Source organism: Pseudomonas sp. AC463 (assembly GCF_979253585.1).
Window position 1 is genome coordinate 208384 of sequence record NZ_CEEDDZ010000009.1, and the last position, 26642, is coordinate 235025.

21 protein-coding genes are annotated in these 26642 nt (G+C 61.6%); 6 read left to right on the plus strand and 15 right to left on the minus strand.

The window, feature by feature from the left end:
- Positions 1-42: 42 nt before the first annotated feature.
- Positions 43-354 (minus strand): NGG1p interacting factor NIF3, encoded by a 312-nt coding sequence (locus tag AC0IYH_RS13805; RefSeq protein ID WP_471834779.1) that lies wholly within the window; start codon positions 352-354, stop codon positions 43-45.
- Positions 355-358: 4 nt separating this feature from the next.
- Entirely contained in the window at positions 359-4255 is a 3897-nt protein-coding gene (gene purL / locus AC0IYH_RS13810) for a phosphoribosylformylglycinamidine synthase (protein WP_116628746.1), read from the minus strand.
- 287 nt (positions 4256-4542) lie between these two features.
- Between purL and mltF the strand changes: the two genes are divergently transcribed.
- Both mltF and AC0IYH_RS13820 read left to right on the plus strand, forming a co-directional pair.
- On the plus strand, positions 4543-6003 hold the full coding sequence (mltF, locus tag AC0IYH_RS13815) for a membrane-bound lytic murein transglycosylase MltF (RefSeq protein WP_116628747.1): 1461 nt from the start codon (positions 4543-4545) through the stop codon (positions 6001-6003).
- Between the two features lie 183 nt (positions 6004-6186).
- On the plus strand, positions 6187-6810 hold the full coding sequence (locus AC0IYH_RS13820) for a DUF1120 domain-containing protein (protein ID WP_116628748.1): 624 nt from the start codon (positions 6187-6189) through the stop codon (positions 6808-6810).
- Positions 6811-6900: 90 nt separating this feature from the next.
- Here AC0IYH_RS13820 and guaA read toward each other — a convergent pair whose 3' ends face one another.
- The 4 genes from guaA to AC0IYH_RS13840 all read right to left on the minus strand — a co-directional run bounded on the left by guaA (position 6901) and on the right by AC0IYH_RS13840 (position 11592).
- On the minus strand, positions 6901-8478 hold the full coding sequence (gene guaA / locus AC0IYH_RS13825) for a glutamine-hydrolyzing GMP synthase (protein WP_471834780.1): 1578 nt from the start codon (positions 8476-8478) through the stop codon (positions 6901-6903).
- Between the two features lie 80 nt (positions 8479-8558).
- Positions 8559-10028 (minus strand): IMP dehydrogenase, encoded by a 1470-nt coding sequence (gene guaB, locus AC0IYH_RS13830; RefSeq protein WP_116628751.1) that lies wholly within the window; start codon positions 10026-10028, stop codon positions 8559-8561.
- Positions 10029-10132: 104 nt separating this feature from the next.
- Complete coding sequence (locus tag AC0IYH_RS13835) at positions 10133-10681, minus strand: sugar ABC transporter ATPase (RefSeq protein ID WP_122772593.1); 549 nt, start codon at positions 10679-10681, stop codon at positions 10133-10135.
- A 143-nt stretch (positions 10682-10824) separates the two neighbouring features.
- Positions 10825-11592: a sulfite exporter TauE/SafE family protein gene (locus tag AC0IYH_RS13840; RefSeq protein ID WP_471834782.1), complete on the minus strand. Its 768-nt coding sequence runs from the start codon at positions 11590-11592 to the stop codon at positions 10825-10827.
- A 99-nt stretch (positions 11593-11691) separates the two neighbouring features.
- Between AC0IYH_RS13840 and AC0IYH_RS13845 the strand changes: the two genes are divergently transcribed.
- The 4 genes from AC0IYH_RS13845 to leuA all read left to right on the plus strand — a co-directional run bounded on the left by AC0IYH_RS13845 (position 11692) and on the right by leuA (position 16801).
- Positions 11692-12582 (plus strand): LysR family transcriptional regulator, encoded by an 891-nt coding sequence (locus AC0IYH_RS13845; RefSeq protein ID WP_471834784.1) that lies wholly within the window; start codon positions 11692-11694, stop codon positions 12580-12582.
- A 10-nt stretch (positions 12583-12592) separates the two neighbouring features.
- On the plus strand, positions 12593-13972 hold the full coding sequence (gene xseA, locus AC0IYH_RS13850; protein WP_058422672.1) for an exodeoxyribonuclease VII large subunit: 1380 nt from the start codon (positions 12593-12595) through the stop codon (positions 13970-13972).
- Positions 13973-13975: 3 nt separating this feature from the next.
- Positions 13976-14797 (plus strand): peptidoglycan DD-metalloendopeptidase family protein, encoded by an 822-nt coding sequence (locus AC0IYH_RS13855; protein WP_471834785.1) that lies wholly within the window; start codon positions 13976-13978, stop codon positions 14795-14797.
- 324 nt (positions 14798-15121) lie between these two features.
- Positions 15122-16801 carry a 2-isopropylmalate synthase gene (leuA, locus tag AC0IYH_RS13860; protein ID WP_116628756.1) on the plus strand — a complete coding sequence of 560 codons (1680 nt, stop codon included), beginning with the start codon at positions 15122-15124 and terminating at the stop codon, positions 16799-16801.
- A gap of 161 nt (positions 16802-16962) precedes the next feature.
- Here leuA and AC0IYH_RS13865 read toward each other — a convergent pair whose 3' ends face one another.
- The 9 genes from AC0IYH_RS13865 to pilW all read right to left on the minus strand — a co-directional run bounded on the left by AC0IYH_RS13865 (position 16963) and on the right by pilW (position 26636).
- The gene (locus AC0IYH_RS13865; RefSeq protein ID WP_471834787.1) at positions 16963-17754 is read right to left on the minus strand and encodes an amidohydrolase; all 792 of its coding nucleotides are present in this window, start codon (positions 17752-17754) and stop codon (positions 16963-16965) included.
- Positions 17742-18890 carry a pyridoxal phosphate-dependent aminotransferase gene (locus AC0IYH_RS13870; protein ID WP_471834789.1) on the minus strand — a complete coding sequence of 383 codons (1149 nt, stop codon included), beginning with the start codon at positions 18888-18890 and terminating at the stop codon, positions 17742-17744. The genes AC0IYH_RS13865 and AC0IYH_RS13870 overlap by 13 nt, the downstream gene beginning before the upstream one ends.
- 135 nt (positions 18891-19025) lie before the next feature.
- A complete protein-coding gene (gene der / locus AC0IYH_RS13875) occupies positions 19026-20495 on the minus strand; it encodes a ribosome biogenesis GTPase Der (protein WP_110621591.1) in 1470 nt (489 codons plus the stop codon).
- Positions 20496-20629: 134 nt separating this feature from the next.
- The gene (bamB, locus tag AC0IYH_RS13880) at positions 20630-21781 is read right to left on the minus strand and encodes an outer membrane protein assembly factor BamB (RefSeq protein WP_017736815.1); all 1152 of its coding nucleotides are present in this window, start codon (positions 21779-21781) and stop codon (positions 20630-20632) included.
- On the minus strand, positions 21774-22415 hold the full coding sequence (locus AC0IYH_RS13885) for a YfgM family protein (RefSeq protein ID WP_101272842.1): 642 nt from the start codon (positions 22413-22415) through the stop codon (positions 21774-21776). The genes bamB and AC0IYH_RS13885 overlap by 8 nt, the downstream gene beginning before the upstream one ends.
- A gap of 41 nt (positions 22416-22456) precedes the next feature.
- Positions 22457-23746: a histidine--tRNA ligase gene (hisS, locus tag AC0IYH_RS13890; protein ID WP_122772599.1), complete on the minus strand. Its 1290-nt coding sequence runs from the start codon at positions 23744-23746 to the stop codon at positions 22457-22459.
- Positions 23747-23767: 21 nt separating this feature from the next.
- Positions 23768-24877 (minus strand): flavodoxin-dependent (E)-4-hydroxy-3-methylbut-2-enyl-diphosphate synthase, encoded by a 1110-nt coding sequence (ispG, locus tag AC0IYH_RS13895; RefSeq protein ID WP_101272844.1) that lies wholly within the window; start codon positions 24875-24877, stop codon positions 23768-23770.
- A gap of 2 nt (positions 24878-24879) precedes the next feature.
- Positions 24880-25878, minus strand: a complete 999-nt coding sequence (locus tag AC0IYH_RS13900) for a RodZ domain-containing protein (RefSeq protein WP_471834792.1) — start codon at positions 25876-25878, stop codon at positions 24880-24882.
- Entirely contained in the window at positions 25878-26636 is a 759-nt protein-coding gene (pilW, locus tag AC0IYH_RS13905) for a type IV pilus biogenesis/stability protein PilW (protein WP_471834794.1), read from the minus strand. Before pilW ends, AC0IYH_RS13900 begins: the two co-directional genes overlap by 1 nt.
- Positions 26637-26642: the final 6 nt, after the last annotated feature.

The window sequence follows — 26642 nt, forward strand, 5'->3', positions numbered from 1 at the left end:
GCCATCGTGGCCCAGCGGGTTTGCTGTTTTACAGCCGGCGGATCAGAAATCCGCCAACTGCCACACTTCATATGCCGGTGTCTCGTAGGGGTGGCTAAGCTTCAACGCAGCCACAACCGCGTCGATCAAACCATCAGCCACCACCAGCTCGACCTTCCATTCCTCGACGACTTCAACCTGGCCCACTTGCCCGATAAATGGCTGGCTGCCATCCAACGCACGGAATTGGCCCTGGCCCAGCACTTGCCAGGCGCAGCTGTCGTAGTCGCCGATGCGCCCGCCGCCGGCTGCGAAGACGGCGGTTTTCACCGTCTCCACATGGCTGCCGGGCACAAAGAAGGCCAGCTTGTACACCGCCTTAGTTCACCCACACGCGAGCGTTGCGGAACATGCGCATCCAGGCGCCGTCTTCGTTCCACTCTTCGGGGCGCCACGAGTTCTGCACGGCGCGGAATACACGCTCCGGGTGCGGCATCATGATGGTCACGCGGCCGTCACGGCTGGTGAGGCCGGTGATCCCGCGCGGCGAGCCGTTCGGGTTGGCCGGGTAGCTCTCGGTGACCTTGCCGTGGTTGTCGACGAAACGCATCGACACACAACCGGACAGGTCGGCTTCCAGCAAGGCTTCTTCGCTGGCGAACTCGGCATGGCCTTCACCGTGGGCGATGGCGATCGGCATGCGCGAACCGGCCATGCCTTGCAGGAAGATCGAGTTCGACTCCTGCACCTGCACCATGGCCACGCGGGCTTCGAACTGCTCGGAACGGTTACGCACAAAGTGCGGCCAGAACTCGCTGCCCGGGATCAGTTCGCTGAGGTTGGACATCATCTGGCAACCGTTGCACACACCCAGGGTGAAGCTGTCGTTGCGCTCGAAGAAGCCCTGGAACGCGTCGCGGGCACGGCTGTTGAACAGCGCCGACTTGGCCCAGCCTTCACCGGCACCCAACACGTCGCCGTAGGAGAAACCACCGCAAGCCACCAGGCCTTTGAACTCGTTGAGATCAACGCGACCGGCGAGTATGTCGCTCATGTGCACGTCGATCGCATTGAAGCCGGCGCGGTCGAACGCCGCCGCCATTTCTACCTGGCCGTTGACGCCCTGCTCACGCAGCACGGCAACCTGTGGGCGGATGCCTTTCTTGATGTACGGCGCGGCGATGTCCTGGTTGACGTCGAAGCTGAGCTTGGTGCTCAGGCCCGGGTTGTCTTCTTCCAGGATCACGTCGAATTCCTGCTCGGCGCAGTCGGCGTTGTCCCGCAGGCGTTGGATCTGGTAGCTGGTCTCGGCCCACTGGCGTTGCAGCAGGCGGCGTTGGCCGGCGAACACGGTGTCGCCATTGAACGAGATGTTGATCTCGCCGTTGTTGATCGGCTGGCCGATAACGGCAACGCAGTCGTCCAGGCCGGCGGCGCTGAATTGTGCGAGTACATCCGGGGTAGCGTCCTGGCGAACCTGGATCACTGCACCCAACTCTTCGTTGAACAGGATGCCGTTGATTTCGGAAGCATCCTCAGCAACGCTGTCGAGCACGATGTTCAGGCCGCAGTGACCGGCGAAGGCCATCTCTACAACACTGGTGAGCAAGCCGCCATCGGAACGGTCGTGGTAGGACAGCAGGTGGCCATCGGCGTTGAGGCCCTGGATCACGGCGAAGAAGGCTTTGAGGTCTTCGGCGTCATCGACGTCCGGAGCCTGCTTGCCGAGCTTGCCATGGGTTTGCGCCAGGATGGATGCGCCCATGCGGTTCTGGCCACGGCCCAGGTCGATCAGGATCAGGTCGGTGGTGCCCTTGTCCATGCGCAGTTGCGGGGTCAGGGTTTGGCGGATGTCGGTGACCGGTGCGAAGCCGGTGACGATCAGCGACAGCGGCGAAGTAACGGTTTTGTCGACGCCTTCATCGTTCCAGCGGGTGGCCATGGACATCGAGTCCTTGCCCACCGGAATGGTGATACCCAGCTCCGGGCACAGCTCCATGCCGACCGCTTTTACCGTGTCGTATAGGCGTGCATCTTCACCCGGGTGGCCGGCAGCGGACATCCAGTTGGCCGACAGTTTGATGTCGGACAGCTTGCCGATGCGCGACGCGGCGATGTTGGTGAGGGTTTCACCAATGGCCATGCGGCCCGACGCCGGAGCGTCCAGCAGGGCCAGCGGCGTGCGCTCGCCCATGGCCATGGCTTCACCGGTGTACACGTCGAAGCTGGTGGCGGTGACGGCAACGTCGGCCACCGGCACTTGCCATGGGCCAACCATTTGGTCACGGGCCACCAGGCCGGTGATGGTGCGGTCGCCGATGGTGATCAGGAAGCTTTTGCTCGCCACGGCCGGGTGGTGCAGCACGCGCTCGATGCTGTCGGCCAGTTCGAGTGTGCTTGGGTCGAAGTCATCGCCCAGCTCGGCTTCACGAACTGCCGAGCGGTGCATGCGGGGGGCTTTGCCCAGCAGCACTTCGAGCGGCATGTCGACCGGGCTGTTGCCGAAGTGGCTGTCGGTAACCGTCAGCTGCGGTTCGGCAGTGGCTTCGCCGACCACGGCAAACGGGCAGCGCTCGCGTTCGCAGATGGCCTGGAAGCGCGCGAAGTCTTCAGGGCCCACGGCCAACACATAACGTTCCTGGGATTCGTTGCTCCAGATTTCGTGCGGGGCCATGCCCGGCTCGTCGTTTGGAATGTTGCGCAGTTCGAAACGGCCACCACGGTCGCCATCGTTGACCAGTTCCGGGAAGGCGTTGGACAAACCGCCGGCGCCGACGTCGTGGATGAAGCTGATCGGGTTCTTGTCACCCAACTGCCAGCAACGGTCGATGACTTCCTGGCAGCGACGCTCCATTTCCGGGTTTTCGCGCTGTACGGAAGCGAAGTCCAGATCGGCCGAGCTGGTGCCGGTGGCCATGGAAGAAGCGGCGCCGCCGCCCAGGCCGATGAGCATGGCCGGGCCGCCGAGCACGATCAGCTTGGAGCCGACCAGGATCTCGCCTTTCTTCACGTGTTCTTCGCGGATGTTGCCCATGCCGCCGGCCAACATGATCGGCTTGTGGTAACCGCGCACTTCATCGCCACGCGGGGTGGTGATGGATTGTTCGAAGGTACGGAAATAACCGGTCAGCGCCGGGCGCCCGAATTCGTTGTTGAACGCAGCGCCGCCCAGTGGGCCTTCGATCATGATGTCGAGGGCGGTAACGATGCGCTCTGGTTTGCCGTACGGCACTTCCCACGGCTGTTCGAAGCCCGGGATCTGCAGGTTGGACACGGTGAAACCGGTCAGGCCCGCCTTGGGCTTGGCGCCACGGCCAGTCGCGCCTTCGTCACGGATTTCACCGCCGGAACCTGTAGCTGCGCCCGGGAACGGGGCAATCGCGGTCGGGTGGTTGTGGGTTTCAACCTTCATCAGGATGTGCACCGGCTCCTGCACCGCGCCGTACTGGCGGGTTTCAGGGTCCGGGAAGAAGCGCCCGGCCACGGAGCCGACGATCACCGAGGCGTTGTCCTTATAAGCCGACAGCACGCCTTCGCTGTGCATCACGTAGGTGTTCTTGATCATGCCGAACAGGCTTTTTTCCTGGCTCTGGCCGTCGATGTCCCAACTGGCGTTGAAGATCTTGTGACGGCAGTGCTCGGAGTTGGCCTGGGCGAACATCATCAATTCGATGTCGTGGGGGTTGCGCTTCAAGCCGTTGAAGGCGTCGACCAGGTAGTCGATTTCGTCTTCGGCGAGGGCCAGGCCCAGTTCGGTGTTGGCCTTCTCAAGGGCGGCGCGGCCGCCGCCAAGCACGTCAATCGCGGTGAGCGGCTTGGGCTCGGCGTGGCTGAACAGGCCGGCGGCCTGTTCGAGCTGGCTGACGATGATCTGGGTCATGCGGTCGTGCAGGCTGCTGGCGATCAGCTCGGCGTCAGCGTCGCTGAACTGGCCAGCCACGTAGAAGGCGATACCGCGCTCCAGGCGCTGGATTTTTTCCAGGCCACAGTTGCGGGCGATATCGCTGGCCTTGCTCGACCAGGGCGAGATGGTGCCGAACCGCGGCAGAACCAGGAACAAGCGGCCGGTCGGCTCTTGAACGGGAACGCTGGGGCCGTACTTCAGAAGGCGTGCGAGCACTTGCTGTTCGTCGGCGGTCAACACGCCGGTAACGTCGGCGAAGTGAGCAAATTCAGCATACAGGCCTGTAACAGCTGGAACCTTCTGGCTCAGTTGCTCAAGGAGTTTGCTGTGGCGAAAGGCAGAAAGGGCAGGAGCGCCGCGCAGGATCAACATCTTCGGGACAGCCTCGGGAAGGGGGTGTGCTTTGAGGCCGTGCATTCTAGCGTAAACCTGCGCCAACGGCACCCGAAACGGCACCACTGGCCGCAGCCGAACGTCAGTTGGCACGGTTTGCACACTATCGGGGCGTTATCCCAGGCATTCCGTGCAGTTATTTTAACCGTCACATTCGGCCGCCAGGCCACGTTTCTGCGGGCTGCAGCACAGTTTTGGCGGCGCTAGCAGACAAGTCCGCCGCTGTCGAGATATGGCGCCGTGGGCCGTTTGCGTATACTGCGCAGATGTTCTCCCCAACTGCTTTGCGCCCGCGATGCGCCAAATGGCTCATCGCAACCGGACTCTTCCTGATGCTCAGCGCCTGTGTTGATAAACCCAGCACGCTCGAGCGAATCAAGGAGGATGGCGTATTGCGGGTGATTACCCGAAACAGCCCCGCCACGTATTTCCAGGACCGCAACGGTGAAACCGGTTTCGAATACGAACTGGTCAAGCGTTTTGCCGACGACCTGGGCGTGAAGCTGGAGATCGAGACCGCCGACAACCTCGATGACCTGTTCGGCCAGCTGGGCAAGCCCAATGGCCCGGTGCTGGCCGCCGCCGGCCTGGTCAGCAGCGAGCAGCGCCTGCAGCAGGTGCGCTTCTCCCACCCTTACCTGGAAGTGACCCCGCAGATCATCTACCGCAACGGCCAGTCACGGCCGACCAACGCGGCGGACCTGGTGGGCAAGAAGATCATGGTGCTCAAGGGCAGCACCCACGCCGAGCAACTGGCGGCGCTGAAGCAGCAGAACCCTGCCATCGAATACGAAGAATCCGACGCCGTTGAGGTGGTTGACCTGCTGCGCATGGTGGACGAGGGGCAGATCGACCTGACCCTGGTGGACTCCAACGAAGTGGCGATGAACCAGGTGTACTTCCCCAACGTGCGCGTGGCCTTCGACCTCGGCAACGCCAGCAACCAGAGCTGGGCCGTGGCCGCCGGTGAAGACAACAGCCTGCTCAACGAGATCAACAGCTACCTGGACAAGGTCGAGAAGAACGGCACCCTGCAGCGTCTGAAAGACCGCTACTACGGGCACGTCGATGTACTCGGCTATGTCGGCGCCTACACCTTCGCCCAGCACTTGCAGCAGCGTCTGCCCAAATACGAGAAACACTTTCGCGCGTACGCCAAGGAAGAAAAAGTCGACTGGCGCCTGTTGGCCGCCATCGGCTACCAGGAATCGCTGTGGCAACCGGCGGTCACCTCCAAGACCGGCGTGCGCGGCCTGATGATGCTGACCCAGAACACTGCCCAGGCCATGGGCGTGTCCAACCGCCTGGACCCCAAGCAAAGCATCATGGGCGGCGCCAAGTACCTGGCCAAGATCAAGGAGGAACTGGACGACAGCATCGCCGAGCCGGACCGCACCTGGTTCGCCCTCGCCGCCTACAACGTCGGCACCGGCCATCTGGACGATGCACGCACGCTGGCCAAGCGCGAAGGTTTGAACCCGAACAAGTGGCTGGATGTGAAAAAAATGCTGCCGCGCCTGTCGCAGAAGCAGTGGTACAGCAAGACCCGCTACGGCTACGCGCGCGGTGGTGAGCCGGTGCATTTTGTGGCGAACATCCGGCGCTACTACGACATCCTCACCTGGGTGACCCAGCCGCAGCTGGAGGGTAACCAGGTGGTGGAAGGCAATCTGCATGTGCCGGGCGTGGACAAGACCAAACCGCCGGAAGATAACCCGCAGCTGTAAGAACACCATAGAAACAATGTGGGAGGGGGCTTGCTCCCGATGGCAGAGTGTCAGTTGTTACATAGGTTGACTGACGCCGCGGCCATTGTCGTAATTGTTGCATTCCGCTGGCCGGTACTTGGCGCTAAGGTTCTGCCCCACCAAGAGGGGCATCATCGACCCTTTGCCGATACCGAGCCGACCATGAAAAAACTACTCCCCCCACTCCTCGCGGCCCTGCTGCTGAGCGAGAGCGCCCTTGCGTCCGCAGCCTCTGCCACCGACCTGAACATCCGTGGCCGCATCACCCCGAGCGCCTGCCAGCCCAGCCTCACCAACGGCGGGGCCATCGATCACGGTAAATTGGCGGCCAAGGACCTGAACGTTGAAGACATCACGATCCTGCCCGAGCACCGCCTGCAATTGAGCCTCCACTGCGAAGGCGCCACGCTGCTGGCCATGACCACCGTCGATAATCGAGCAGGCTCCTCAACGGTGCCCAGCCTCCACGGCCTGGGCCTGATCAACGGCACGGAAAAACTCGGCTACCTCGCCTTGAGCCTGGTGGACCCGGTCAGCGACTCCGGGCAGATGCGAACCATCATGTCCACCAACAACGGCGCCACCTGGCGCTCCGGCAGCAACTTGACCCATGCGGCATTGCTCGCCGTGACCGGCGCGAACAACCCAAGCAACGTGCCCGCCGCCATCACCACGCTGGATGCTGTCGTGGTGTATTACACCTACATCGCCCCCGCTAAAACGCTGACTCTGACCGAAGAAGTGCCCATCGATGGCCACGCTACGTTGCAGGTGAAATACCTGTAGACCCGCGCCTGACAACGCGCATAAAAAAGCCGCTTGTCTTCAACAGACAAGCGGCTTTTTTGTGCCTTAGCGGTTAACCCTTAGAAGGGATCACTCCCACTCAATCGTCGCCGGCGGCTTGCTCGACACGTCATAAGTAACGCGCGAAATACCTTCGATCTCATTGATGATACGGCCGCTGACGGTTTCCAGCAGTTCGTATGGCAGGTGTGCCCAGCGGGCGGTCATGAAGTCGATGGTTTCTACGGCACGCAGGGCCACGACCCACGCGTAGCGACGGCCATCGCCTACAACGCCAACGGATTTCACTGGCTGGAACACTACGAAGGCCTGGCTGACCTTGTGGTACCAGTCGGCTTTGCGCAGTTCTTCGATGAAGATGTGGTCGGCGCGACGCAGCAGGTCGGCGTATTCCTTCTTCACTTCACCGAGGATGCGCACGCCCAGGCCCGGGCCCGGGAATGGGTGGCGGTAGACCATGTCGTACGGCAGGCCGAGTTCCAGGCCCAGACGGCGGACTTCGTCCTTGAACAGTTCGCGCAGCGGTTCTACCAGCTTGAGGTTCATTTCCTCAGGCAGGCCACCCACGTTGTGGTGGGACTTGATCACGTGGGCCTTGCCGCTTTTGGCGCCGGCCGACTCGATCACGTCGGGGTAGATGGTGCCCTGGGCGAGGTACTTGATGTTGTCCAGTTTGTTGGACTGGGCATCGAAGACGTCGATGAAGGTGCGGCCGATGATCTTGCGTTTCTTCTCTGGGTCGGACTCGCCGGCCAGGTTGTTGAGGAACTGGTCCTCGGCGTTGGCGCGGATCACCTTGACGCCCATGTTCTCGGCGAACATGGCCATCACTTGCTCACCTTCGTGCAGGCGCAGCAGGCCGTTGTCGACGAATACGCAGGTCAGCTGGTCGCCGATGGCTTTGTGCAACAGCGCAGCAACCACCGAGGAGTCAACGCCGCCGGACAGGCCGAGCAGTACGTTGTCGGTACCGACCTGGGCACGCACGTTGGCGATGGCGTCTTCAGCAATTTTCGACGGGGTCCACAGGGCTTCACACTCGCAGATGTCGAGGATGAAGCGCGACAGGATGCGCCCGCCTTGCTTGGTGTGGGTCACTTCCGGGTGGAACTGCACGCCGTAGTAACGACGCTCGTCGCTGAACATGCCGGCGATCGGGCAGCTCGGGGTGCTGGCCAGGATGTGGAAGTCTTCCGGCATCTTGGTGACCTTGTCACCGTGGCTCATCCACACGTCGAGGCCGAACAGGCCATCGGCGTCGACGTGGTCTTCGATGCCGTCCAGCAGGCGGCTCTTGCCGACCACGTCCACACGGGCATAACCGAATTCACGCAGTTCGGAACCTTCAACCTTGCCGCCCAGTTGCTCGGCCATGGTTTGCATGCCGTAGCAGATACCGAAAACAGGTACGCCCAGGTCGAACACGGCTTGCGGGCAACGCGGGCTGTTGGCTTCGTGCACGGACTCGGGGCCACCGGCGAGGATGACGCCTTTAGGTGCGAAATCGCGGATCGCTTCGTCGTCCATGTCGAACGGATGCAGTTCGCAGTACACGCCGATTTCACGCACGCGGCGGGCGATCAGTTGGGTGTACTGGGAACCGAAGTCGAGGATCAGGATGCGGTGGGCGTGAATGTCGAGGGCCATGAAGTCAGTCTCGTCTAATGAATCAGAAACAACTCGGGGCTGAAGAACAGCCCCGGTTACTTAACATTTTGCTGGAAGCCTCAACCTACGCGGTAGTTTGGCGCTTCCTTGGTGATCTGCACGTCGTGGACATGGGATTCAGCCATGCCGGCGCCGGTGATCCGTACGAACTCAGGCTTGGTGCGCATTTCTTCGATGTCGGCGCTGCCGGTGTAGCCCATCGAGGAACGCAGGCCGCCCATCAGTTGATGGATGATCGCGCTCAGGGTGCCCTTGTAAGGAACACGGCCTTCGATGCCTTCCGGGACGAGCTTCTCGGCGCCTGCCGAGGAGTCCTGGAAGTAGCGGTCGGAAGAACCCTGCGCCTGGGACATGGCGCCCAGCGAACCCATGCCACGGTAAGCCTTGTACGAACGGCCCTGGAACAGTTCGATCTCGCCCGGCGCTTCTTCAGTACCGGCGAACATCGAGCCCATCATCACGCAGGAAGCACCGGCTACGATGGCCTTGGACAGGTCACCGGAGAAACGGATGCCGCCGTCGGCGATCAACGGAACGCCAGTGCCTTCGAGGGCAGCGGCAACGTTGGCGATGGCGCTGATTTGCGGCACGCCCACACCGGCGACGATGCGCGTGGTGCAGATCGAGCCAGGGCCGATACCGACCTTGACTGCATCGGCGCCGGCTTCGGCCAGGGCCTTGGCGGCAGCGCCGGTGGCGATGTTGCCGCCGATCACTTGTACATCAGGGAAGTTCTGCTTGACCCAACGCACGCGGTCGATCACGCCTTTGGAGTGGCCGTGGGCGGTGTCGACCACTACCACGTCCACACCGGCTGCAACCAGGGCGGCAACGCGGTCGCCGGTGTCTTTACCGGTACCGACGGCAGCGCCAACGCGCAGACGACCTTGGTCGTCCTTGCTGGCCAGCGGGTAAGCCTTGGCTTTTTCGATGTCGTTGACGGTCATCATGCCTTTGAGGGCGAATTTGTCGTCGACGATCAGCACGCGCTCGATGCGGTGCTTGTGCAGCAGTTCGCGCACGTCGTTCTTGTCGGCGCCTTCCTTGACGGTAACGAGGCGCTCTTTGGGCGTCATCACGTCGCGGACGGTCACTTCAAGGCGGTTCTCGAAACGCACGTCACGGGAAGTGACGATGCCGACCAGGTCGCCATCGTGCAGCACCGGAACGCCGGAGATGTTGTGCATGCGAGTGAGGTCGAACAGATCACGCACGGTGGCGTCGGCTTCGATGGTGATTGGATCTTTCACCACACCGGCTTCGTAACGCTTGACCTTGCGCACTTCGGCAGCTTGCTGCTCGATGGTCATGTTCTTGTGGATGATGCCGATGCCGCCTTCCTGAGCCATGGCAATTGCCAAACGGGCTTCGGTGACGGTGTCCATGGCAGCAGAAACAAGGGGAATATTCAGCTCGATGCCACGGGTTAGGCGGGTCTTGAGACTGACTTCGTTAGGAAGCACCTCGGAATAACCGGGCACTAGGAGAATGTCGTCGAATGTCAGAGCTTCTTGGCTGATACGCAGCATCGCGGGGGCTCCCGAGCGGGAAAATGGAAGCGCGCCATTATATACATGCACCCTGTCGGGCTCAATGTAAAACTCTGACAAACTTGGTAATACTGATAGAAGGGTTAAAGCTCGACTTTGACCCAACTCATCTTCTGGTCCAGCCAATCGGCAAATTCGTCGATAAAACTCTGCTTGAACCCCGCCTCCGCCCAGTTGTTGAAGATGAATCCCAGGTTGGAAAACCCACATTGCTGCAGGAAAAGGAAACCGTTGATGTCGTCTTCGTGCCCACACAGCGGGCAGGTGAAGTTGTCGGTATGGCCGGGCATCCAGTCTTCCAGGCTTTCGAACAGGGCCTCGCCGACCTCCTTGCGGCATTCCGGGCAACCGGCCTCTTCGAGAAAGCCCTTGGCCGGCGTATAGATGCAGCGTTTGTAGATGATCTCCAGGCCGTTGACCGGCTCGTTGAACGGCAGCGCCTCGGGATGCAGCACCACGGCGCGGGCGCCATCGGCCAGGGCGTAGCCCATGCGGTTGCCGGTGCGCCCGCAGGTGGTCAGCTCTTCCTTGATGATGTTCTTGCGCACCAGCCAGCGCACGATTGCCCGGGCTCGGGGTTCGTGGACGGGCAAGGTGGAGATTTTGGGGACAAGGATGCTTTGGGAATTCATGGGAGTCCTGCGGTGTGGCTGCTGACGCCATCGGGGGCAAACCCCCTCCCACCAGTGAATGTGTTCACAATTCCAAATGTGGGAGGGGGCTTGCCTCCGATGGGGCCCTAAAGCCTGGCAGCTTAATCCCTGCTCCACACAGGTCAAGTACTCAAATACCGCCCAATCAACGCAAGCCCGCTGGCCAGCACCAACCACGTCACCAACCGTACAAACGCCTCCCGCGACATGCGCATGGTCAGCCTGCGCCCACACCACAACCCCAACGCCATCGCCGGCAGCAAACACAGCGCCAACATCAACAGCGGCCAATCCGCATACACCCCAGCGATCAGAAACAGGCTCAGGCGCACCACCGTGCTGCAACTGATCAACGCGCTCTGCGTGGCGCGCGCCGCATCCTTGGGCAAACGACTGTTGAGGTAAATCGCGTACAAAAAACCGCCACTGCCGAACAACGCCCCAAACAACCCGCCCACCGTGCCCATGGGCACCGACCACCCCGTGGCGAGCCGCGTGGGACGTACTTTCACCGCCAGGCTGTAAATCGCGTAGGCGCTGATGAACAGCCCCATCAACAGTAACAACAGGTCCGAATGCAGGTTGAGCAAGAACACCACGCCCAGCGTGCAGCCAATCGCCATGCAGGGCAGCAGTCGCAGCAGCTCCGGTTTGTTCACCTCGCGCCGCGATTGCAGCAGGTTGCCAAACGCCGCGACAAAATCCAGCAGCACCAGCAACGGGATGATTTTCGACAGCGGCATAAACAGGATCAGGACCGGCCCCGCCACCAGCGCGGTACCAAATCCGGCGATGCCGAACACGATGTAGGCAATCACCACACCCACGCCGATCACCAGCCAATCCACCGCGCCAAACGACCATTGATTCATCAGCTCAACCGGGCTCATGGGTTATTCCTTGTAAGAGATGACCATCACTTTAGCCATTGGCGAGGGTTGCGACTAATATCTTCAAAGCCCTCCACCCATCTCGAAAAGGCATGACGTGTGATCTCCACCCGCCAACTGCGTTATTTCGTTGAAATCGCCGACAGCGGCAGTTTCAGCGCCGCCGCCGAGCGTTTGTTTGTCGCCCAGTCCGCCCTGAGTCGGCAGATCAAGGAGCTGGAAACCCAGCTGCAAACGCCGCTGTTCCAGCGCACCGCGCGCCAGCCACGTTTGACCGCTGCCGGTGAAGCCTTCTACCCGCGGGCGCGCAACCTGCTGAGCGAACTGCTTAAGGCCAGTGAAATGGCGACTCAAGTGGGCAACGGCCAACTCGGCACCCTGCGCCTGAGCCATTCGAGCACCGTGCCGATGAGCGGCCTTTTATTGCAAGGCATCGGCACCTGGCTGCAGCGCTGCCCCGGCGTGTCGATGGACATCGCCAAACTGTCCTCCGAAGCGCAACTGGAGGAAATCGCCGAGGGCCGGCTGGACGTCGGCCTGCTGCGCTTGCCCGTGTTGCGCCAGCGCGAAGGCGTATGCGTGGTTCCTTTATATGAAGAACAAGTACTGCTGGCCGTACCCCCCAATCACCGTTTGGCGCATAGCGACGCACCTGTCGAATTGGCGCAACTCGCTGATGAGGCGTTTATCTCGATCCCGCATCCGCAGCGCGGCGGCCTGAGTTACCTGTCAGCCGAATTGTGCATGCGCGCAGGATTTTTCCCCAAGGCTGCACGGGTGATGTCGCGCAAGACCACCCAACTGCAACTGATCCAGGCCGGCTTCGGTATTGCCTTGTTACCAAAATCCATGCAGGACATCGCCCCCGCCAACGTGCACTTTTTGCCCCTGGCCGACCCCGACTGCCTGAGCACCGTGGCCCTGGCCTGCGCTCAGGCGCCGAGCGCGCTGGTGGAGCAATTCTGCCAAACCTTGCGCGAATGCCTATAAACTGCCGCCCATGATTAAAGACCCTTTTGCCCGCCTGGGCCTGGACCGCGAAGTCCTGACTGTCAGCCAACTCAACGGCCGCGCGCGGGTGTTGCTGGAAGACGTGTTCACCAATATCTGGGTTGAAGGCGAGATCTCCAACCTCGCCCGCCCGGCCTCCGGCCATGTGTACTTCACCCTCAAGGACAGCGGCGCCCAAGTGCGCTGCGCGTTGTTTCGCAACAACGCCGCGCGGGTGCGCCAGGCCTTGAAGGATGGGCTGGCGGTCAAAGTGCGCGGCAAGGTCTCGTTGTTTGAGGGCCGTGGCGACTATCAACTGATCCTCGACACAGTGGAGCCTGCCGGCGATGGCGCGCTGCGTTTGGCGTTTGATGCGCTGAAGGAAAAGCTCAGCGCTGAAGGCCTGTTCAGTGCCGAGCGCAAGGTGCCGCTGCCGGCGCATCCCCGGCGCATCGGGATTATCAGCTCGCCGACCGGCGCGGTGATTCGCGACATCATCAGCGTGTTCCGCCGCCGTGCGCCGAACGTTGAACTGACCTTGATTCCCACCGCCGTGCAAGGCCGCGAAGCGATCCCGCAGATTGTGCGCGCGCTGAAACTGGCCGACGCACGCGGCTTCGATGCGCTGATCCTGGCCCGAGGCGGCGGTTCGCTGGAAGACCTCTGGTGCTTCAACGAAGAAGCCGTGGCCCGCGCAGTGGATGCCTGCGTTACGCCGATCGTCAGCGCCGTCGGGCATGAAACCGATGTGTCCATCTGCGACTTTGTGGCCGATGTGCGCGCCCCTACCCCCTCCGCCGCCGCTGAACTGCTGGCGCCGGACGCCAGCCACCTGGTGCGCCAGGTCGAGAACCTGCACCGGCGCCTGGTAATGCTCATGCGCAACCGCCTGAGCCACGACCGCCTGCGCCTGGAGGGCATGGCCCGGCGCCTGCGCCACCCCGGCGAGCGTCTGCGCCAGCAGGCCCAGCGCCTGGATGACCTGGACATGCGCCTGCGCCGCGCCTTCGAGCGCAGCCTCAATACCCGTCGCGAACGCCTGATCCGCCTCGAAACCCGCCTGGCCGGCCAGCACCCCGGCCGCCAACTGGCCCTGCTGCGCCAGCGCCTGGACAGCCTCGCCGAACGCCTGCCCCGCGCCATGCGCGAAGGCCTCAAGGCGCGTCGCCTGCAACTGCAGAGCCAGGTGCAGACGTTGCAGGTGGTCAGCCCGCTGGCAACCCTCGGCCGTGGCTACAGCATCTTGCTCGACGAGCGCGGCCAGGCCATCCGCAACGCCGCGCAAACCCACACCGGCCAGCGCCTGACCGCGCGTCTCGGTGAAGGCCAATTGCAAGTGCGGGTGGAAGACAACCACCTGACACCCGTCACCCTTTCGTTACTGGATTGATCGATGCCACGTCTATTTAGCCTGCTGATGCTGCTGTGCCTCGCCTTCAACGCCCAAGCCGACAGCTACATCACCCGCACCTTGAATAAACCCGTGCCCGGCGGCGTCGCCGTGGTCGAACTGGGCCCCGCGGCCGCCGCGCCCAAAGCCACCTACCAGGGCAAGCCGGTGCTGGTGGTGAAGGAGCAGGACAACTGGCTGGCGATTGTCGGCATCCCCTTGACCGTCAAGCCAGGCAACGAGCGCATCAGCAGCGGCGGGCGCACCCTGCCGTTTATCGTCGGCTACAAGAAATACCCGGAACAGCGCATCACCTTGAAAAACAAAAGCCAGGTCAACCCCGACCCGGCGCAGCTCAAGCGCATCGAAGGTGAACTGGCGGTGCAGCTCAAGGCCTACCGCAGCTTCAGCCCCAACCTGCCGAGCAACCTGGTGCTGGACAAACCCGTGAACGGGCCGCTGTCGAGCAAGTTCGGCGTGCGCCGTTTCTTCAACGGCGAAGAGCGCAACCCCCACTCGGGCCTGGACTTCGCCGTACCGGCCGGCACGCCGATCAAGACCCCAGCCAACGGCAAGGTGATTCTGGTGGGCAACTACTTCTTCAACGGCAACACCGTGTTTGTCGACCATGGCCAGGGCTTTATCAGCATGTTCTGCCATATGTCGGTGATCGACGTGAAAGTCGGCCAGCAACTGGTGCGCGGCGCCGTCGTCGGCAAGGTCGGCTCGACCGGCCGCGCGACCGGGCCGCATATGCACTGGAATGTCAGCCTCAACGATGCGCGAGTGGACCCGGCCATCTTTATCGGCGCGTTCCAACCCTGAATGAGTGAATTGCGCACCCAACAAAGGGTGCGCAATTAAAACCAGCGCTCGGCGCAATCATCGCCACAAAATCTCGCCCTCAGCTGAAATAGCAAAACTTCTCTCAATTTTTCTCGACTACTTGCCATCTTTCACCCCGGCGGTTAGGGTTGAGCTTATGAAAACCTCTCATACCCTCATTCAGCTCCGCCAGCACCGCAGCCTGTGCCTCGTCAGCGCACGACTGCCAGGCTGAATCGATCTGCCTCGCCCCACGCTTTTTCCCCCAAAAACAGTTTCACGGCAGGCCGCCTTTTTTCGGCCCCTACTACAAAGGATTTCCCGATGAGCATGCTCAAAGACCCGTCTTCGAAGTACCGCGCGTTCCCGACCATCGACATCCCGGACCGCACCTGGCCGTCGAAGACCATCACCGAAGCGCCGATCTGGTGCAGTTCCGACCTGCGTGATGGCAACCAGTCGCTGATCGAGCCGATGGACGCCGCGAAAAAGCTGCGTTTCTGGAAGACCCTGGTGTCGGTAGGCGTGAAGGAAATCGAAGCGTCGTTCCCAGCTGCGTCGCAAACCGACTTCGACTTCGTGCGCACCCTGATCGAAGACAACCACATCCCCGAGGACACCACCATCCAGGTGCTGACCCAGGGCCGTGAAGACTTGATCGCACGGACCTTCGAATCCCTGCGCGGCGCCAAAAAGGCCATCGTGCACTTGTACAACGCCACGTCGCCGTCGTTCCGCCGCATCGTGTTCAACCAGGACAAGGATGGCATCAAGGCCATCGCGGTCAACGCGGCCAAGCTGTTCGTCAAATACGCCGCCCAGCAGCCGGAAACCCAGTGGACCTTCGAATACTCCCCGGAGACCTTCAGCGCGACCGAGCTGGAGTTCGCCAAGGAAGTCTGTGACGCGGTGATCGAGGTGTGGAACCCGACGCCTGAGCACAAGATGATCCTCAACCTGCCGGCCACCGTTGAATGCGCGACGCCGAACATCTATGCCGACCAGATCGAGTGGTTCGGTCGTCATATCAACCGCCGTGACAGCGTGATCATCAGCCTGCACACCCACAACGACCGTGGCACCGGCGTAGCCGCCACCGAGCTGGGCCTGATGGCCGGCGCCGACCGTGTCGAAGGCTGCCTGTTCGGCAACGGCGAGCGTACCGGTAACGTCGACCTGGTGACTGTGGCACTGAACATGTACACCCAGGGCCTCGACCCGCAGCTGGACTTCTCCGACATCGACGGCGTGCGCAAAGTCGTCGAGGAGTGCAACCAGATCCAGGTGCACCCACGCCACCCGTACGTCGGCGACCTGGTGCACACCGCGTTCTCCGGCTCCCACCAGGACGCGATCCGCAAGGGCTTCACCCAGCAGAAAGCCGACGCCCTGTGGGAAGTGCCGTACTTGCCGATCGACCCGGCCGACATCGGCCGCAGCTACGAGGCAGTGATTCGCGTGAACAGCCAGTCCGGCAAAGGCGGTATCGCCTACCTGCTGGAACAGGAATACGACATCAGCTTGCCGCGTCGCATGCAGATCGAGTTCAGCCAAGTAGTACAAGCCGAAACCGATCGCGTGGGCCTGGAAATGACCGCGCCGCAGATCTACGCCTTGCTGCAGCGTGAATACCTGCAAGCCAACACCCCGTACGCGCTGGTCAGCCATCGCCTGCAGGAAGAAAACGGCAACAGCAGCGTGGAAGTGGAAGTCTCGGGCAAAGGCCAGGGCGAAACCAACCTGCGCTGGAACGGCAAGGGCTACGGCACGCTGGAAGCCCTGGTCGCCGCGTTGCCGATCAAGGTGGAGATCATGGACTACAACGAACACGCGATCGGCGCGGGCACCAATGCCAAGGCAGCGGCCTACATTGAACTGCGCGTGAATGGCGAGCGTCCGGTGCATGGTGTGGGTATTGATGAAAACATCACTACTGCGAGCTTCAAGGCGGTGTTCAGCGCGCTGAACCGCTCGTTGAGCCAGTTGGAAGCGAAAGCGGCGTAACGGGCTGCTGAAATGCGAAAGGCCCCTGGGTGAGAACTCAGGGGCCTTTTTGTTGGGCTTTATATTTGTGGTGGCTGTGAGGGCCTCATCGGGGGCAAGCCCCCTCCCACATTTGGAATGCATTTCCCTGTGGGAGGGGGCTTGCCGCCGATAGCGGTCTGTCAGACAAACTGAAAACTATCTGCATCCAGGTTCGCTGGAAACTTGCTGCGATACGCCGCCAACTCCGCCGCCTCCAGGCACACCTGAAACACCCCATCCGCCTCTCCAGCGCTCAGCAGTGTTTCACCCTGGAAATCCAGCACCTGACTGTCCCCGGTGTAAGCGAAACCTTTGCCATCCGTACCCACGCGATTCACCGCCGCCACATAACACAGGTTCTCGATCGCCCGCGCCGGCAACAACCGGTTCCAGTGCTGGCGCCGCGCGCCCGGCCAGTTGGCGGTGTACAGCAACAGGTCCGTATCCTGGGCATCGCGGCTCCACACCGGGAAGCGCAGGTCATAGCAAATCAGCGGGCGAATGCGCCAGCCCTTCAACTCGAACTGCACCTGGCGCTCACCGGGGGTGTAGTGGTCGTGTTCGCCGGCCATGCGGAACAGGTGGCGCTTGTCGTAATGCAACACCTCGCCGTCTGGCCTCGCCCACAGCAGGCGGTTGCGATGGCTGCCGTCGGCGGCCTGGATGATCACGCTGCCGGTGATCACCGCGTTGTACTTGGCCGCCTGGGCCTGGAGCCAGTGATGGGTCGGGCCGTGTTCCGGCTCGGCCAGGCTCGCCGACTCCATGGAAAAGCCGGTGGTGAACATCTCCGGCAGCACGATCAGGTCGGCGCCCTTGGCCTGCTCCAGCAACAGTTCGAAATGCTCGAGATTGGCCTGGCGGTCATGCCACACGAGGCTGGTCTGGACCAGGGCGAGATTCAGGTTCGGCAATGCACTCAGATCACGCATAGTTTTTGGGCTGCGTGTTGCAGCGTCTCCTCGCGTTTGGCAAAGCACAGGCGCACCAGGCGCTGGCCCTGCGGTGGGTTCTGGTAGAACACCGATACCGGAATCGTCGCCACGCCATGTTCGCGGGTCATCCACAGCGACATCGCTACGTCATCCAGGTCCGGGCGAATCTGTGAGTAATCCACCAACTGGAAGTAGGTACCGGTCACTCGGGTAAAACTGAAGCGCGACGGTTCCAGCAGGTCGCAGAACAGGTCGCGCTTGGCTTGGTAAAACGCCGGCAGTTCATCGACGTGTTCCGGGTGTTCGGCCATAAAATCAGCCAGCGCGAACTGCAGTGGCGTTACGCCGCAGAAGTTCACGTATTGGTGCACTTTGCGCAGCTCGGCTGTCAGCGCCGGTGGTGCGACCACGTAGCCGGTTTTCCAGCCGGTGACGTGGTAGGTCTTGCCAAAGGAGCTGACCACGAACGCACGTTGATACAGTTCTTCGTGGGCCAGCACGCTGACATGAGGCACGCCGTCGAACACCAAGTGTTCGTAGACCTCATCGCTGACCAGGTAGATATCACGGTCACGGATCAATTCGGCCAACTGGTCCAGCTCGGCGCGGCTGATCAGCGCGCCGGTGGGGTTGTGCGGGGTGTTGAGGATGATCATCCGCGTGCGTGGCGACAGCGCAGCCTTGATCTGTTCAAAGTCCAGCGCAAAGCCTTGCAGGCTCAATTGCACATGCACGCAGCGGCCACCGGCCAGCTCGACCGAGGGCTCGTAGCTGTCGTAGCTGGGGTCGAACACGATGACTTCATCGCCGCTGCGAATCACCGCCTGGATCGCGCAGAAGATTGCAGCCGTGGCGCCGGGGGTGATGGTTACTTCGCTGTCAGGATTGACCGAGGCGCCATAGCTGCGCGCGATCTTGGCCGCCACTTGCTGGCGCAGGGCAGGCAGGCCGGTCATCGGTGAATATTGGTTATGCCCGCTGGCAACGTGCTTGCCCACGGCATCGAGCAACGCCTGGGGGCCGTTGAAGTCCGGGAACCCCTGGGACAGGTTGAGCGCGCCGGTCTCGGCAGCCAGTTGCGACATGGTGGTGAAGATGGTGGTGCCGACATTCGGCAGCTTGCTGGTGATCATCGGAGGCCCCTGCAGGTGAGCCCCAAGTTTTAAGCTGCAAGCCACGGGCGGGTCAAGCGACAAACCATCGCACACAAAAAAGGGCTCCCAAGGAGCCCTCTCTTGCAGCGTGCAGCTTACAACGCAAAGCGGCGCTTATTTCTTGTCGCGGCGCTTCTTGTCGGCTTTCTTGTGGTGAGTCATCAAACGACGCTTCTTGTTCACCTGACGGTCAGTCAGTGTGTTCTTGTTGCCTTCGTATGGGTTCTCGCCACCCTTGAACTCGATGCGGATCGGCGTACCGACCAGCTTCAAGACACGGCGGTAGGTGTTTTCCAGGTAACGCACATAGGACTTGGGCACCTTCTCGATCTGGTTACCGTGGATCACGATAATCGGCGGGTTGGCACCACCCAAGTGGGCGTAACGCAGTTTGATCCGGCGGTTGTTGACCATCGGCGGCGCGTGCTCGCCCACCGCGTCTTCCAGGATCTGGGTGAGGCGGTTGGTCGGCCAGCGGGTGACCGCAGACTTGAACGAGTTCTGTACGGACGCGTAGAGGTTGCCCACGCCGGTGCCGTGCAGTGCCGAGATAAAGTGGATGTCGGCGAACTCGACGAAGAACAGGCGACGCTGCAGCTCGATCTTGACGAAATCGCGCTCGCTCGGCGTCATGCCGTCCCACTTGTTGATCGCGATCACCAGGGCGCGACCGGCTTCCAGGGCAAAGCCCAGCAAGTTGAGGTCGTGGTCCACCACGCCTTCGCGGGCGTCCATCACAAAGATCACCACGTTGGCGTCTTTGATCGCTTGCAGGGTTTTCACCACGGAGAATTTTTCGACTTCTTCGTGGATCTTGCCGCGTTTGCGCACACCGGCGGTGTCGATCAGCGTGTACTTTTCCTCGTTACGTTCGAACGGGATGTAGATGCTGTCGCGGGTGGTGCCGGGTTCGTCGTAGACGATTACGCGGTCTTCACCGAGCATGCGGTTGACCAGGGTCGACTTGCCGACGTTGGGGCGACCGATGATGGCGATCTTGATACCGTCTTTTTCGCTTGGGCCAGGAATGCGCTTGGCTTCCTCACCTTCGGCAACGATCTCCTCAACGCCCTCTTCTTCCTCGTCGTCATCCTTGGGAAAGGTACTGAGGGCAATTTCCAGCATCTGGGTGATGCCGCGACCGTGAGCACCGGCAACCGGGATCGCGTCGCCCAGGCCCATCGGGCTGAATTCGGCACGGGCCGCTTCAGGATCGATGTTGTCGATCTTGTTGGCGACCAGATAGGAACGCTTGTTGCGCTTGCGCAGGTGCTCGCCAATCATCTGGTCGGCAGCGGTGTAGCCCGCGCGGGCGTCCACTAGGAACAACACGACATCGGCTTCTTCGATAGCGAGCAGTGACTGCTCGGCCATCTTTTCGTCCATGCCATGCTCGTCACCGGAGATACCACCGGTGTCGACGATAATGTAGGAGCGCCCTTGCCACTTTGCCTCACCGTATTGGCGATCACGGGTCAGACCGGACAAGTCGCCGACGATGGCGTCGCGAGTCCTGGTCAGGCGGTTGAACAAGGTGGACTTGCCGACGTTAGGTCGGCCCACCAGGGCGATTACGGGAACCATGCGGCTCTCCACTTCGTTATTTCAGAAAATACAAAAGCCGCTGCAAGGCAGCGGCTGGTGCTCGGGGCAGCATAATCAAATGCCGCATGCCCCGCCGAAGCGGGGCCGCCTGGGTGTTACCCCAAGCATAGTTCTTACTTGATGGTCAGGGCTTCCAGCTTGCCGCTGTTGCCAAACACATAAAGCATGTTACCCACGACCAGCGGACGAGCACGCAGGCCGTCGCTGTCGATACGCTCACGACCTACAAAGCGACCGTCTACCTGGCTCAGCAGGTGCAGGTAGCCTTCGAAGTCGCCGACCGCTACATAGCTGGAGAATACTTCCGGGGCCGACAGTTGACGACGGGCCAGGGAGTCGTTGCTCCACAGTGCAGTGGTGGAGCGCTCGTCGACACTTTCAACAGTGCCGGACGCCAGGCTTACGTAGACGCTGCCAAACCCTTGGGCGACACCGGCGTAGCTGGAAGCATCACGCTGCCAGTTAACGCGGCCGCTCTGCAGGTCCAGCGCCGCAACGCGGCCCTGGTACGTGGCGACGTAGAGGGTTTCACCCGACAGCAGCAGGCCGCCGTCGATGTCCACTACGCGATCCAGTTCGGAACGACCTTGCGGGATGGCCACACGGGTTTCCCAGGCCGGCACGCCGTTCTGGGTGTCCAGGGCGACCACTTTACCGGTCGACAGGCCTGCAACGGCCAGATTGTTGGTCACAACCGGACCACTGGTACCGCGCAGGGTCAGCACCGCCGGGGTGCTGTCGTACAACCAACGCTGTTCGCCGGTGCTGGCGTCGAGGCCGATCACACGGTCGTCCTGGGTCTGTACCACGACGATATCGCCGTTGGTGGCAGGCGGTGCGAGGACTTCACTGGTCACGCGAGCGCGCCATTTCTCTTCACCGGTGCTGGAATCCAGAGCCACGACTTCGCCTTTCAGCGTGCCGAGCATCACCATGCCGTAACCCACGCCTACGGCGCCGGACACTGGCAATTCGAGATCTTTTTTCCACTTCACGTCGCCGTTCATGCGATCCATGGAGATCACCACGCCGGTCACGTCAGCGGCCACAATGTTGTCACCGTCGATTGCCGGTACCAACATGTTGTAGGTGTCGCCCTGACCATCACCGATGGAGCGGCTCCACTGCTTTTGCAGGACCACTTCTTCCTTGAAGCTGGTCAGCTCGGCAGGAGGCAGTTCTTTTTTGCTGTTGCTGCTGCAACCCGCGGCCAAAACGGCCAGAGCCAGCAATGCTGCATGTTTCCAACGGATCACGTCACGCATCCCCTTTGGCCAAGTCGTCCAGCTTGATTTGTAAGCCACCGACCGCCGCTTCATCAGACAGCGCCGCCTTGGCTTTCTTGTACGCAGCATTGGCTTCGTCGGTACGACCCAATTGGACCAACAGGTCGCCCTTGAGCTCTTCGCGAGTGGCTACAAATGCCTTGTCCGCATCGCCGTCGAGCAGTTTGAGTGCTTCGTCAGCCTTGTTCTGTGCTGCCAATACCTGCGCCAGGCGCTGACGTGCGATTTCACCCAGGGTCGGGTTGGTCGGCTTGTCGGCGATGGCCTTCAGCTCGGTGGCGGCGTCATCCAGCTTGCCGGTATCGACCGCGACTTTCGCGACGAACAGGCTGCCGTATTGGGCGTAGGTGCTACCGCCGAATTCGTTTTTCAGCTTGCCGGCCAGGTCCGCCACTTGCGCAGGGTCAGGCTTGCCGTCTGGCGTCAACGTGGTTTCCAGCAATTGCTGATAGAGGATCGAGGCGCCCTGGGACTGGTTGGCCTGATACTTGGTCCAGGCTTGCCAGCCGAACACCACCACTAAAGCCAGCAGGCCGCCAGTAACCAGGGGCTTGCCGTTACGCTGCCACCAGTCTTTGAACTCGGCCAGCTGCTCATCATCAGTACTCGACACCCCAATACTCCTTAATCGCTAAATTCGGCTGTTCGACAGCTTCAACCCTGCACGACGCAGGTGGCCAAGTGCGCAGCGAGCGCATCAAAGGCAATGTTCTGTTGCTCGCCCTGGCCACGCAGGGGTTTGAAACCTATCACTTGCTGGGCCAATTCGTCATCGCCGAGGATCAGTGCATACAGCGCACCGCTCTTGTCGGCCTTCTTGAACTGGCTCTTGAAGCTGCCGGCGCCGGCATTGATCTGCAGGCGCAGGTTCGGCAGTTGGTCGCGCACTTTTTCGCTCAGGGCCAGGGCCGCCAGTTCGGCAGCCTCGCCAAAGGCGCAGAGGTACACGTCCACCTGACGGGTGATTTCTTCCGGGACCTGCTCCAGGGTTTCCAGGAGCAAAATCAGCCGCTCGATGCCCATGGCAAAGCCCACGCCGGTGGTCGGCTTGCCGCCCATCTGCTCGACCAGGCCGTCGTAACGGCCGCCCGCGCACACGGTGCCCTGGGCGCCGAGCTTGTCGGTGACCCACTCGAACACAGTCTTGCTGTAGTAATCGAGGCCGCGCACCAGCTTGGGGTTGAGCACGTAGGGAATACCGGCCGCGTCCAGGCGAGCCTTGAGGCCCTCGAAGTGCGTGCGGGACTCGTCGTCCAGGTAGTCGGCCATTTTCGGCGCGTCGACCAGTACGGCTTGCGTGTCGGCGTTCTTGGTATCGAGAACGCGCAACGGGTTGGTTTTCAGGCGGCGCTGGCTGTCTTCGTCCAGCTTGTCGAGGCGCGCAGACAGGAATTCCACCAGGGCTTCACGGTAGCGCCCACGGGACTCGCTGGTGCCCAGGCTGTTCAGCTCAAGCTTGACCGCATCGCGAATACCCAGCATGCCCCAGAGGCGCCAGGTCAGCACGATCAGCTCGGCATCGATGTCCGGGCCATCGAGGTTGAAGACTTCCAGGCCGATCTGGTGGAACTGGCGATAGCGGCCTTTCTGCGGGCGTTCGTGACGGAACATCGGGCCGATGTACCACAGCTTCTGCGGCTGGCCACCACCGGTGAGGCCATGCTCGAGCACGGCGCGCACGCACGCGGCAGTACCTTCCGGACGCAGGGTCAGGGAGTCGCCGTTGCGGTCTTCGAAGGTGTACATCTCTTTTTCGACGATGTCGGTCACTTCACCGATGGAGCGTTTGAACAGCTCGGTGAACTCGACGATCGGCATGCGGATCTGCTTGTAACCGTAGTTATCCAGCAGGCGCGCGACAGTGCCTTCGAAATAGCGCCACAGCGGCGTCTGCTCCGGCAGGATGTCGTTCATGCCACGAATGGCTTGCAGAGACTTGCTCACATCAAATCCTTAAATTCGTTCTTAGCCGCGCGCGATAAGCGCTGCGTCAGCCGCAACCTTTTCGGCTGCTTTCTCGCGGATCAGCCTTTCCAGCTCATCCACCAGATTGTCATTCGTCAACTTCTGCGACGGCTTGCCGTCGATGTAAATCAGGTTCGGGGTACCGCCGGTCAAGCCCACATGAGCTTCCTTGGCTTCACCCGGGCCGTTGACCACGCAGCCGATCACCGCGACATCCAGCGGCACCAGCAGGTCTTCGAGGCGCAATTCCAGGTCGTTCATGGTTTTCACCACGTCGAAGTTCTGCCGCGAGCAGCTCGGGCAGGCAATGAAATTGATACCGCGGGAACGCAAACGCAGGGATTTGAGAATGTCGTAACCGACTTTCACTTCCTCTACGGGGTCAGCAGCAAGAGAGATGCGGATAGTATCGCCGATCCCTTCGGCGAGCAGCATACCGAGACCCACCGCAGATTTCACTGTGCCTGAACGTAAACCGCCGGCTTCGGTGATACCCAGGTGCAACGGCTGCACGATTTCCTTGGCCAGCAAGCGGTAGGCTTCTACCGCCATGAACACGTCGGAGGCCTTTACGCTGACCTTGAAGTCCTGGAAATTCAGGCGTTCAAGGTGTTCAACGTGGCGCAGCGCCGATTCAACCAGCGCCGCCGGGGTCGGCTCGCCGTATTTCTTTTGCAGGTCTTTTTCCAGAGAGCCGGCGTTGACGCCGATACGGATTGGAATGCCGCGATCACGGGCCGCATCCACCACCGCGCGCACGCGGTCTTCGCGACCGATGTTGCCCGGGTTGATACGCAGGCAATCCACACCCAGTTCGGCCACGCGCAACGCGATCTTGTAGTCGAAGTGAATGTCGGCAACCAGCGGCACCTTGACCAGTTGCTTGATGCGCCCGAAGGCTTCGGCGGCGTCCATGTCCGGCACGGAGACGCGCACGATGTCGACGCCGGCCGCTTCCAGACGGTTGATCTGCGCGACGGTGGCGGCAACGTCATTGGTGTCGCTGTTGGTCATGCTCTGTACTGCGATGGGGGCATCGCCACCCACCGGCACCGAGCCGACCCAGATCTTGCGCGATACGCGACGTTTGATTGGAGATTCGCCGTGCATGACTATTGTCCCAACTTGAGGCGAGCGGTCTCGCCACTGGTGAACGGCGCCACGTCCACAGGCTGGCCGTTGTAGGCCACTTGCGCGCCACGGGCAAAGCCCAGACGCAGCGTCAAAGGAGGCTTGCCGCCCTGGTCAAGAGTATCTCCCTTACGCTTCAGACCACTAAACAGCACTTTGCCATTGCCATCGGTGACCTGCGTCCAGCAGTCAGCGATGAAAGTAATCTGTACGCGCCCGTCACCGGCGATCAACGCGGGGGTGGTGGGCGGCGACATTGCAGGCGCTGCCGGGGCAGTTGGCGCGGTAGTCGCTGGCGCCTGCGCTGGAGCAGCCGGGGTATGGGCCTGGGCAATCGGCGCCGTCGGCGTATGCGCTGGCGCAGCCGGTGCTGGCACAGCGGCGGTCTCGGCCGGGGCTGTTTGCGGTGCGGCCTGCTCCGTGGTGGCCGGCGCTTCAGGCGCGGCCTGGGCTTCGGCAACCGCCTGGTCTTCAGGCTCATCCAGCGGATGGATCTGGGTGGTGCCGTCGGCGCTTTCGACTTCGACGTGCTCCATGGCGTTGCTGGTCAGGTCCTTGCTGCGCAGGGAGGTCTGGTCTTGCCACCAGACAAAACCGCCGCCTATCACCGCAATCAGCAGCAACAGGCTGACAATTCGCAAAATGGTGTGGGAAACCCGCACCGGTTCTTCAATGCGACCCAGGCCATGGACATTGCTGCCCTGGGAGTCGGTACCGGTGAACTGGTCGAATTCCTGGACCAGCACGGCCTGGTCGATACCCAGCAACTTGGCGTAGGCACGGATATAGCCGCGGGCGAAGGTATGCCCAGGCAGCTTGTCGAACGCGCCGGCTTCCAGGTTGCCCAGGGACGTGGTGGTCAAATTGAGCTTGAGGGCCACTTCTGCCAGCGACCAGCCATTGCTTTCGCGGGCCTGACGCAAGGTCTCGCCTGGGTTTACGCGATTAGCTGCTACAACTTCCGGGTGCGCCGCTTTCATCATTGCTCCGACAGGTATTGCTGATATTCCGGCGTACCGGGATAGAGTCGTTCGAGTTGCTGGCCAAAACGTGCGGCCGTGTCGCGTTCTTCATGAACCGTCGCCAGGCGCACACCGAGCAATAGACTACGTGCATTTTGCTCGCTGAGCAGGCTAAAACGCGTGTAATAGTCACGTGCCGGCACATAATGCCTGTCTTCGTAAGACAACTCAGCCATTTCGAGCAGGGCCCGTGGCTGACGACTGTTCAGGTGCAGGGCTTTTTCCAGTTGTTGGCGCGCGCTGTCGCGCTGGCCAAGGCGCATCGAGGTTACGCCCAGGTTCTCAAAAACCCGCGAGCGCTCAGGATAGAGGGTATCGGCACTGGCTTGCTGGAAATAAAGGGCCGCCTGGTCATACCGCTTCTGCTCGAACAGGAAGCTGCCGTAGTTGTTCAGCAGCCGCGGGTCGCCAGGACGGGAGGCCAGGGCCTTTAGAAAATACTGATCGGCCAGCTCGGGCTCGGCCTGGACCTGGAACACCAGGGCCAGCGCGGCATTCGCGTCGGCATCGTCGCCATCCAGCGCCAGGGCCTTGGTCAACGGCACCTTGGCCTGCTCGCTCATCCCTTGCTGCAGGTAACCCAAGCCCAGTTGCACATAGGCAGCTCGCGCCGCGTCACGGCCTTTACCGGTTTGCAAAGGGCCGTCATAGCCCGATGAAACACATCCGGCCGCAAGGCCGGTAACAAGCAAAAGCAGCGCAAGGCGCAAGGGCATAGAGAT

Coding starts and splice junctions, on each gene's coding strand:
- purL (WP_116628746.1), bottom strand. CDS start 4,255: ATGTTGATCCTGCGCGGCGCTCCTGCCCTTTCTGCCTTTCGCCACAGC.
- mltF (WP_116628747.1), top strand. CDS start 4,543: ATGTTCTCCCCAACTGCTTTGCGCCCGCGATGCGCCAAATGGCTCATC.
- AC0IYH_RS13820 (WP_116628748.1), top strand. CDS start 6,187: ATGAAAAAACTACTCCCCCCACTCCTCGCGGCCCTGCTGCTGAGCGAG.
- guaA (WP_471834780.1), bottom strand. CDS start 8,478: ATGGCCCTCGACATTCACGCCCACCGCATCCTGATCCTCGACTTCGGT.
- guaB (WP_116628751.1), bottom strand. CDS start 10,028: ATGCTGCGTATCAGCCAAGAAGCTCTGACATTCGACGACATTCTCCTA.
- AC0IYH_RS13835 (WP_122772593.1), bottom strand. CDS start 10,681: ATGAATTCCCAAAGCATCCTTGTCCCCAAAATCTCCACCTTGCCCGTC.
- AC0IYH_RS13840 (WP_471834782.1), bottom strand. CDS start 11,592: ATGAGCCCGGTTGAGCTGATGAATCAATGGTCGTTTGGCGCGGTGGAT.
- xseA (WP_058422672.1), top strand. CDS start 12,593: ATGATTAAAGACCCTTTTGCCCGCCTGGGCCTGGACCGCGAAGTCCTG.
- AC0IYH_RS13855 (WP_471834785.1), top strand. CDS start 13,976: ATGCCACGTCTATTTAGCCTGCTGATGCTGCTGTGCCTCGCCTTCAAC.
- leuA (WP_116628756.1), top strand. CDS start 15,122: ATGAGCATGCTCAAAGACCCGTCTTCGAAGTACCGCGCGTTCCCGACC.
- AC0IYH_RS13865 (WP_471834787.1), bottom strand. CDS start 17,754: ATGCGTGATCTGAGTGCATTGCCGAACCTGAATCTCGCCCTGGTCCAG.
- AC0IYH_RS13870 (WP_471834789.1), bottom strand. CDS start 18,890: ATGATCACCAGCAAGCTGCCGAATGTCGGCACCACCATCTTCACCACC.
- der (WP_110621591.1), bottom strand. CDS start 20,495: ATGGTTCCCGTAATCGCCCTGGTGGGCCGACCTAACGTCGGCAAGTCC.
- bamB (WP_017736815.1), bottom strand. CDS start 21,781: ATGCGTGACGTGATCCGTTGGAAACATGCAGCATTGCTGGCTCTGGCC.
- ispG (WP_101272844.1), bottom strand. CDS start 24,877: ATGCACGGCGAATCTCCAATCAAACGTCGCGTATCGCGCAAGATCTGG.
- AC0IYH_RS13900 (WP_471834792.1), bottom strand. CDS start 25,878: ATGAAAGCGGCGCACCCGGAAGTTGTAGCAGCTAATCGCGTAAACCCA.
- pilW (WP_471834794.1), bottom strand. CDS start 26,636: ATGCCCTTGCGCCTTGCGCTGCTTTTGCTTGTTACCGGCCTTGCGGCC.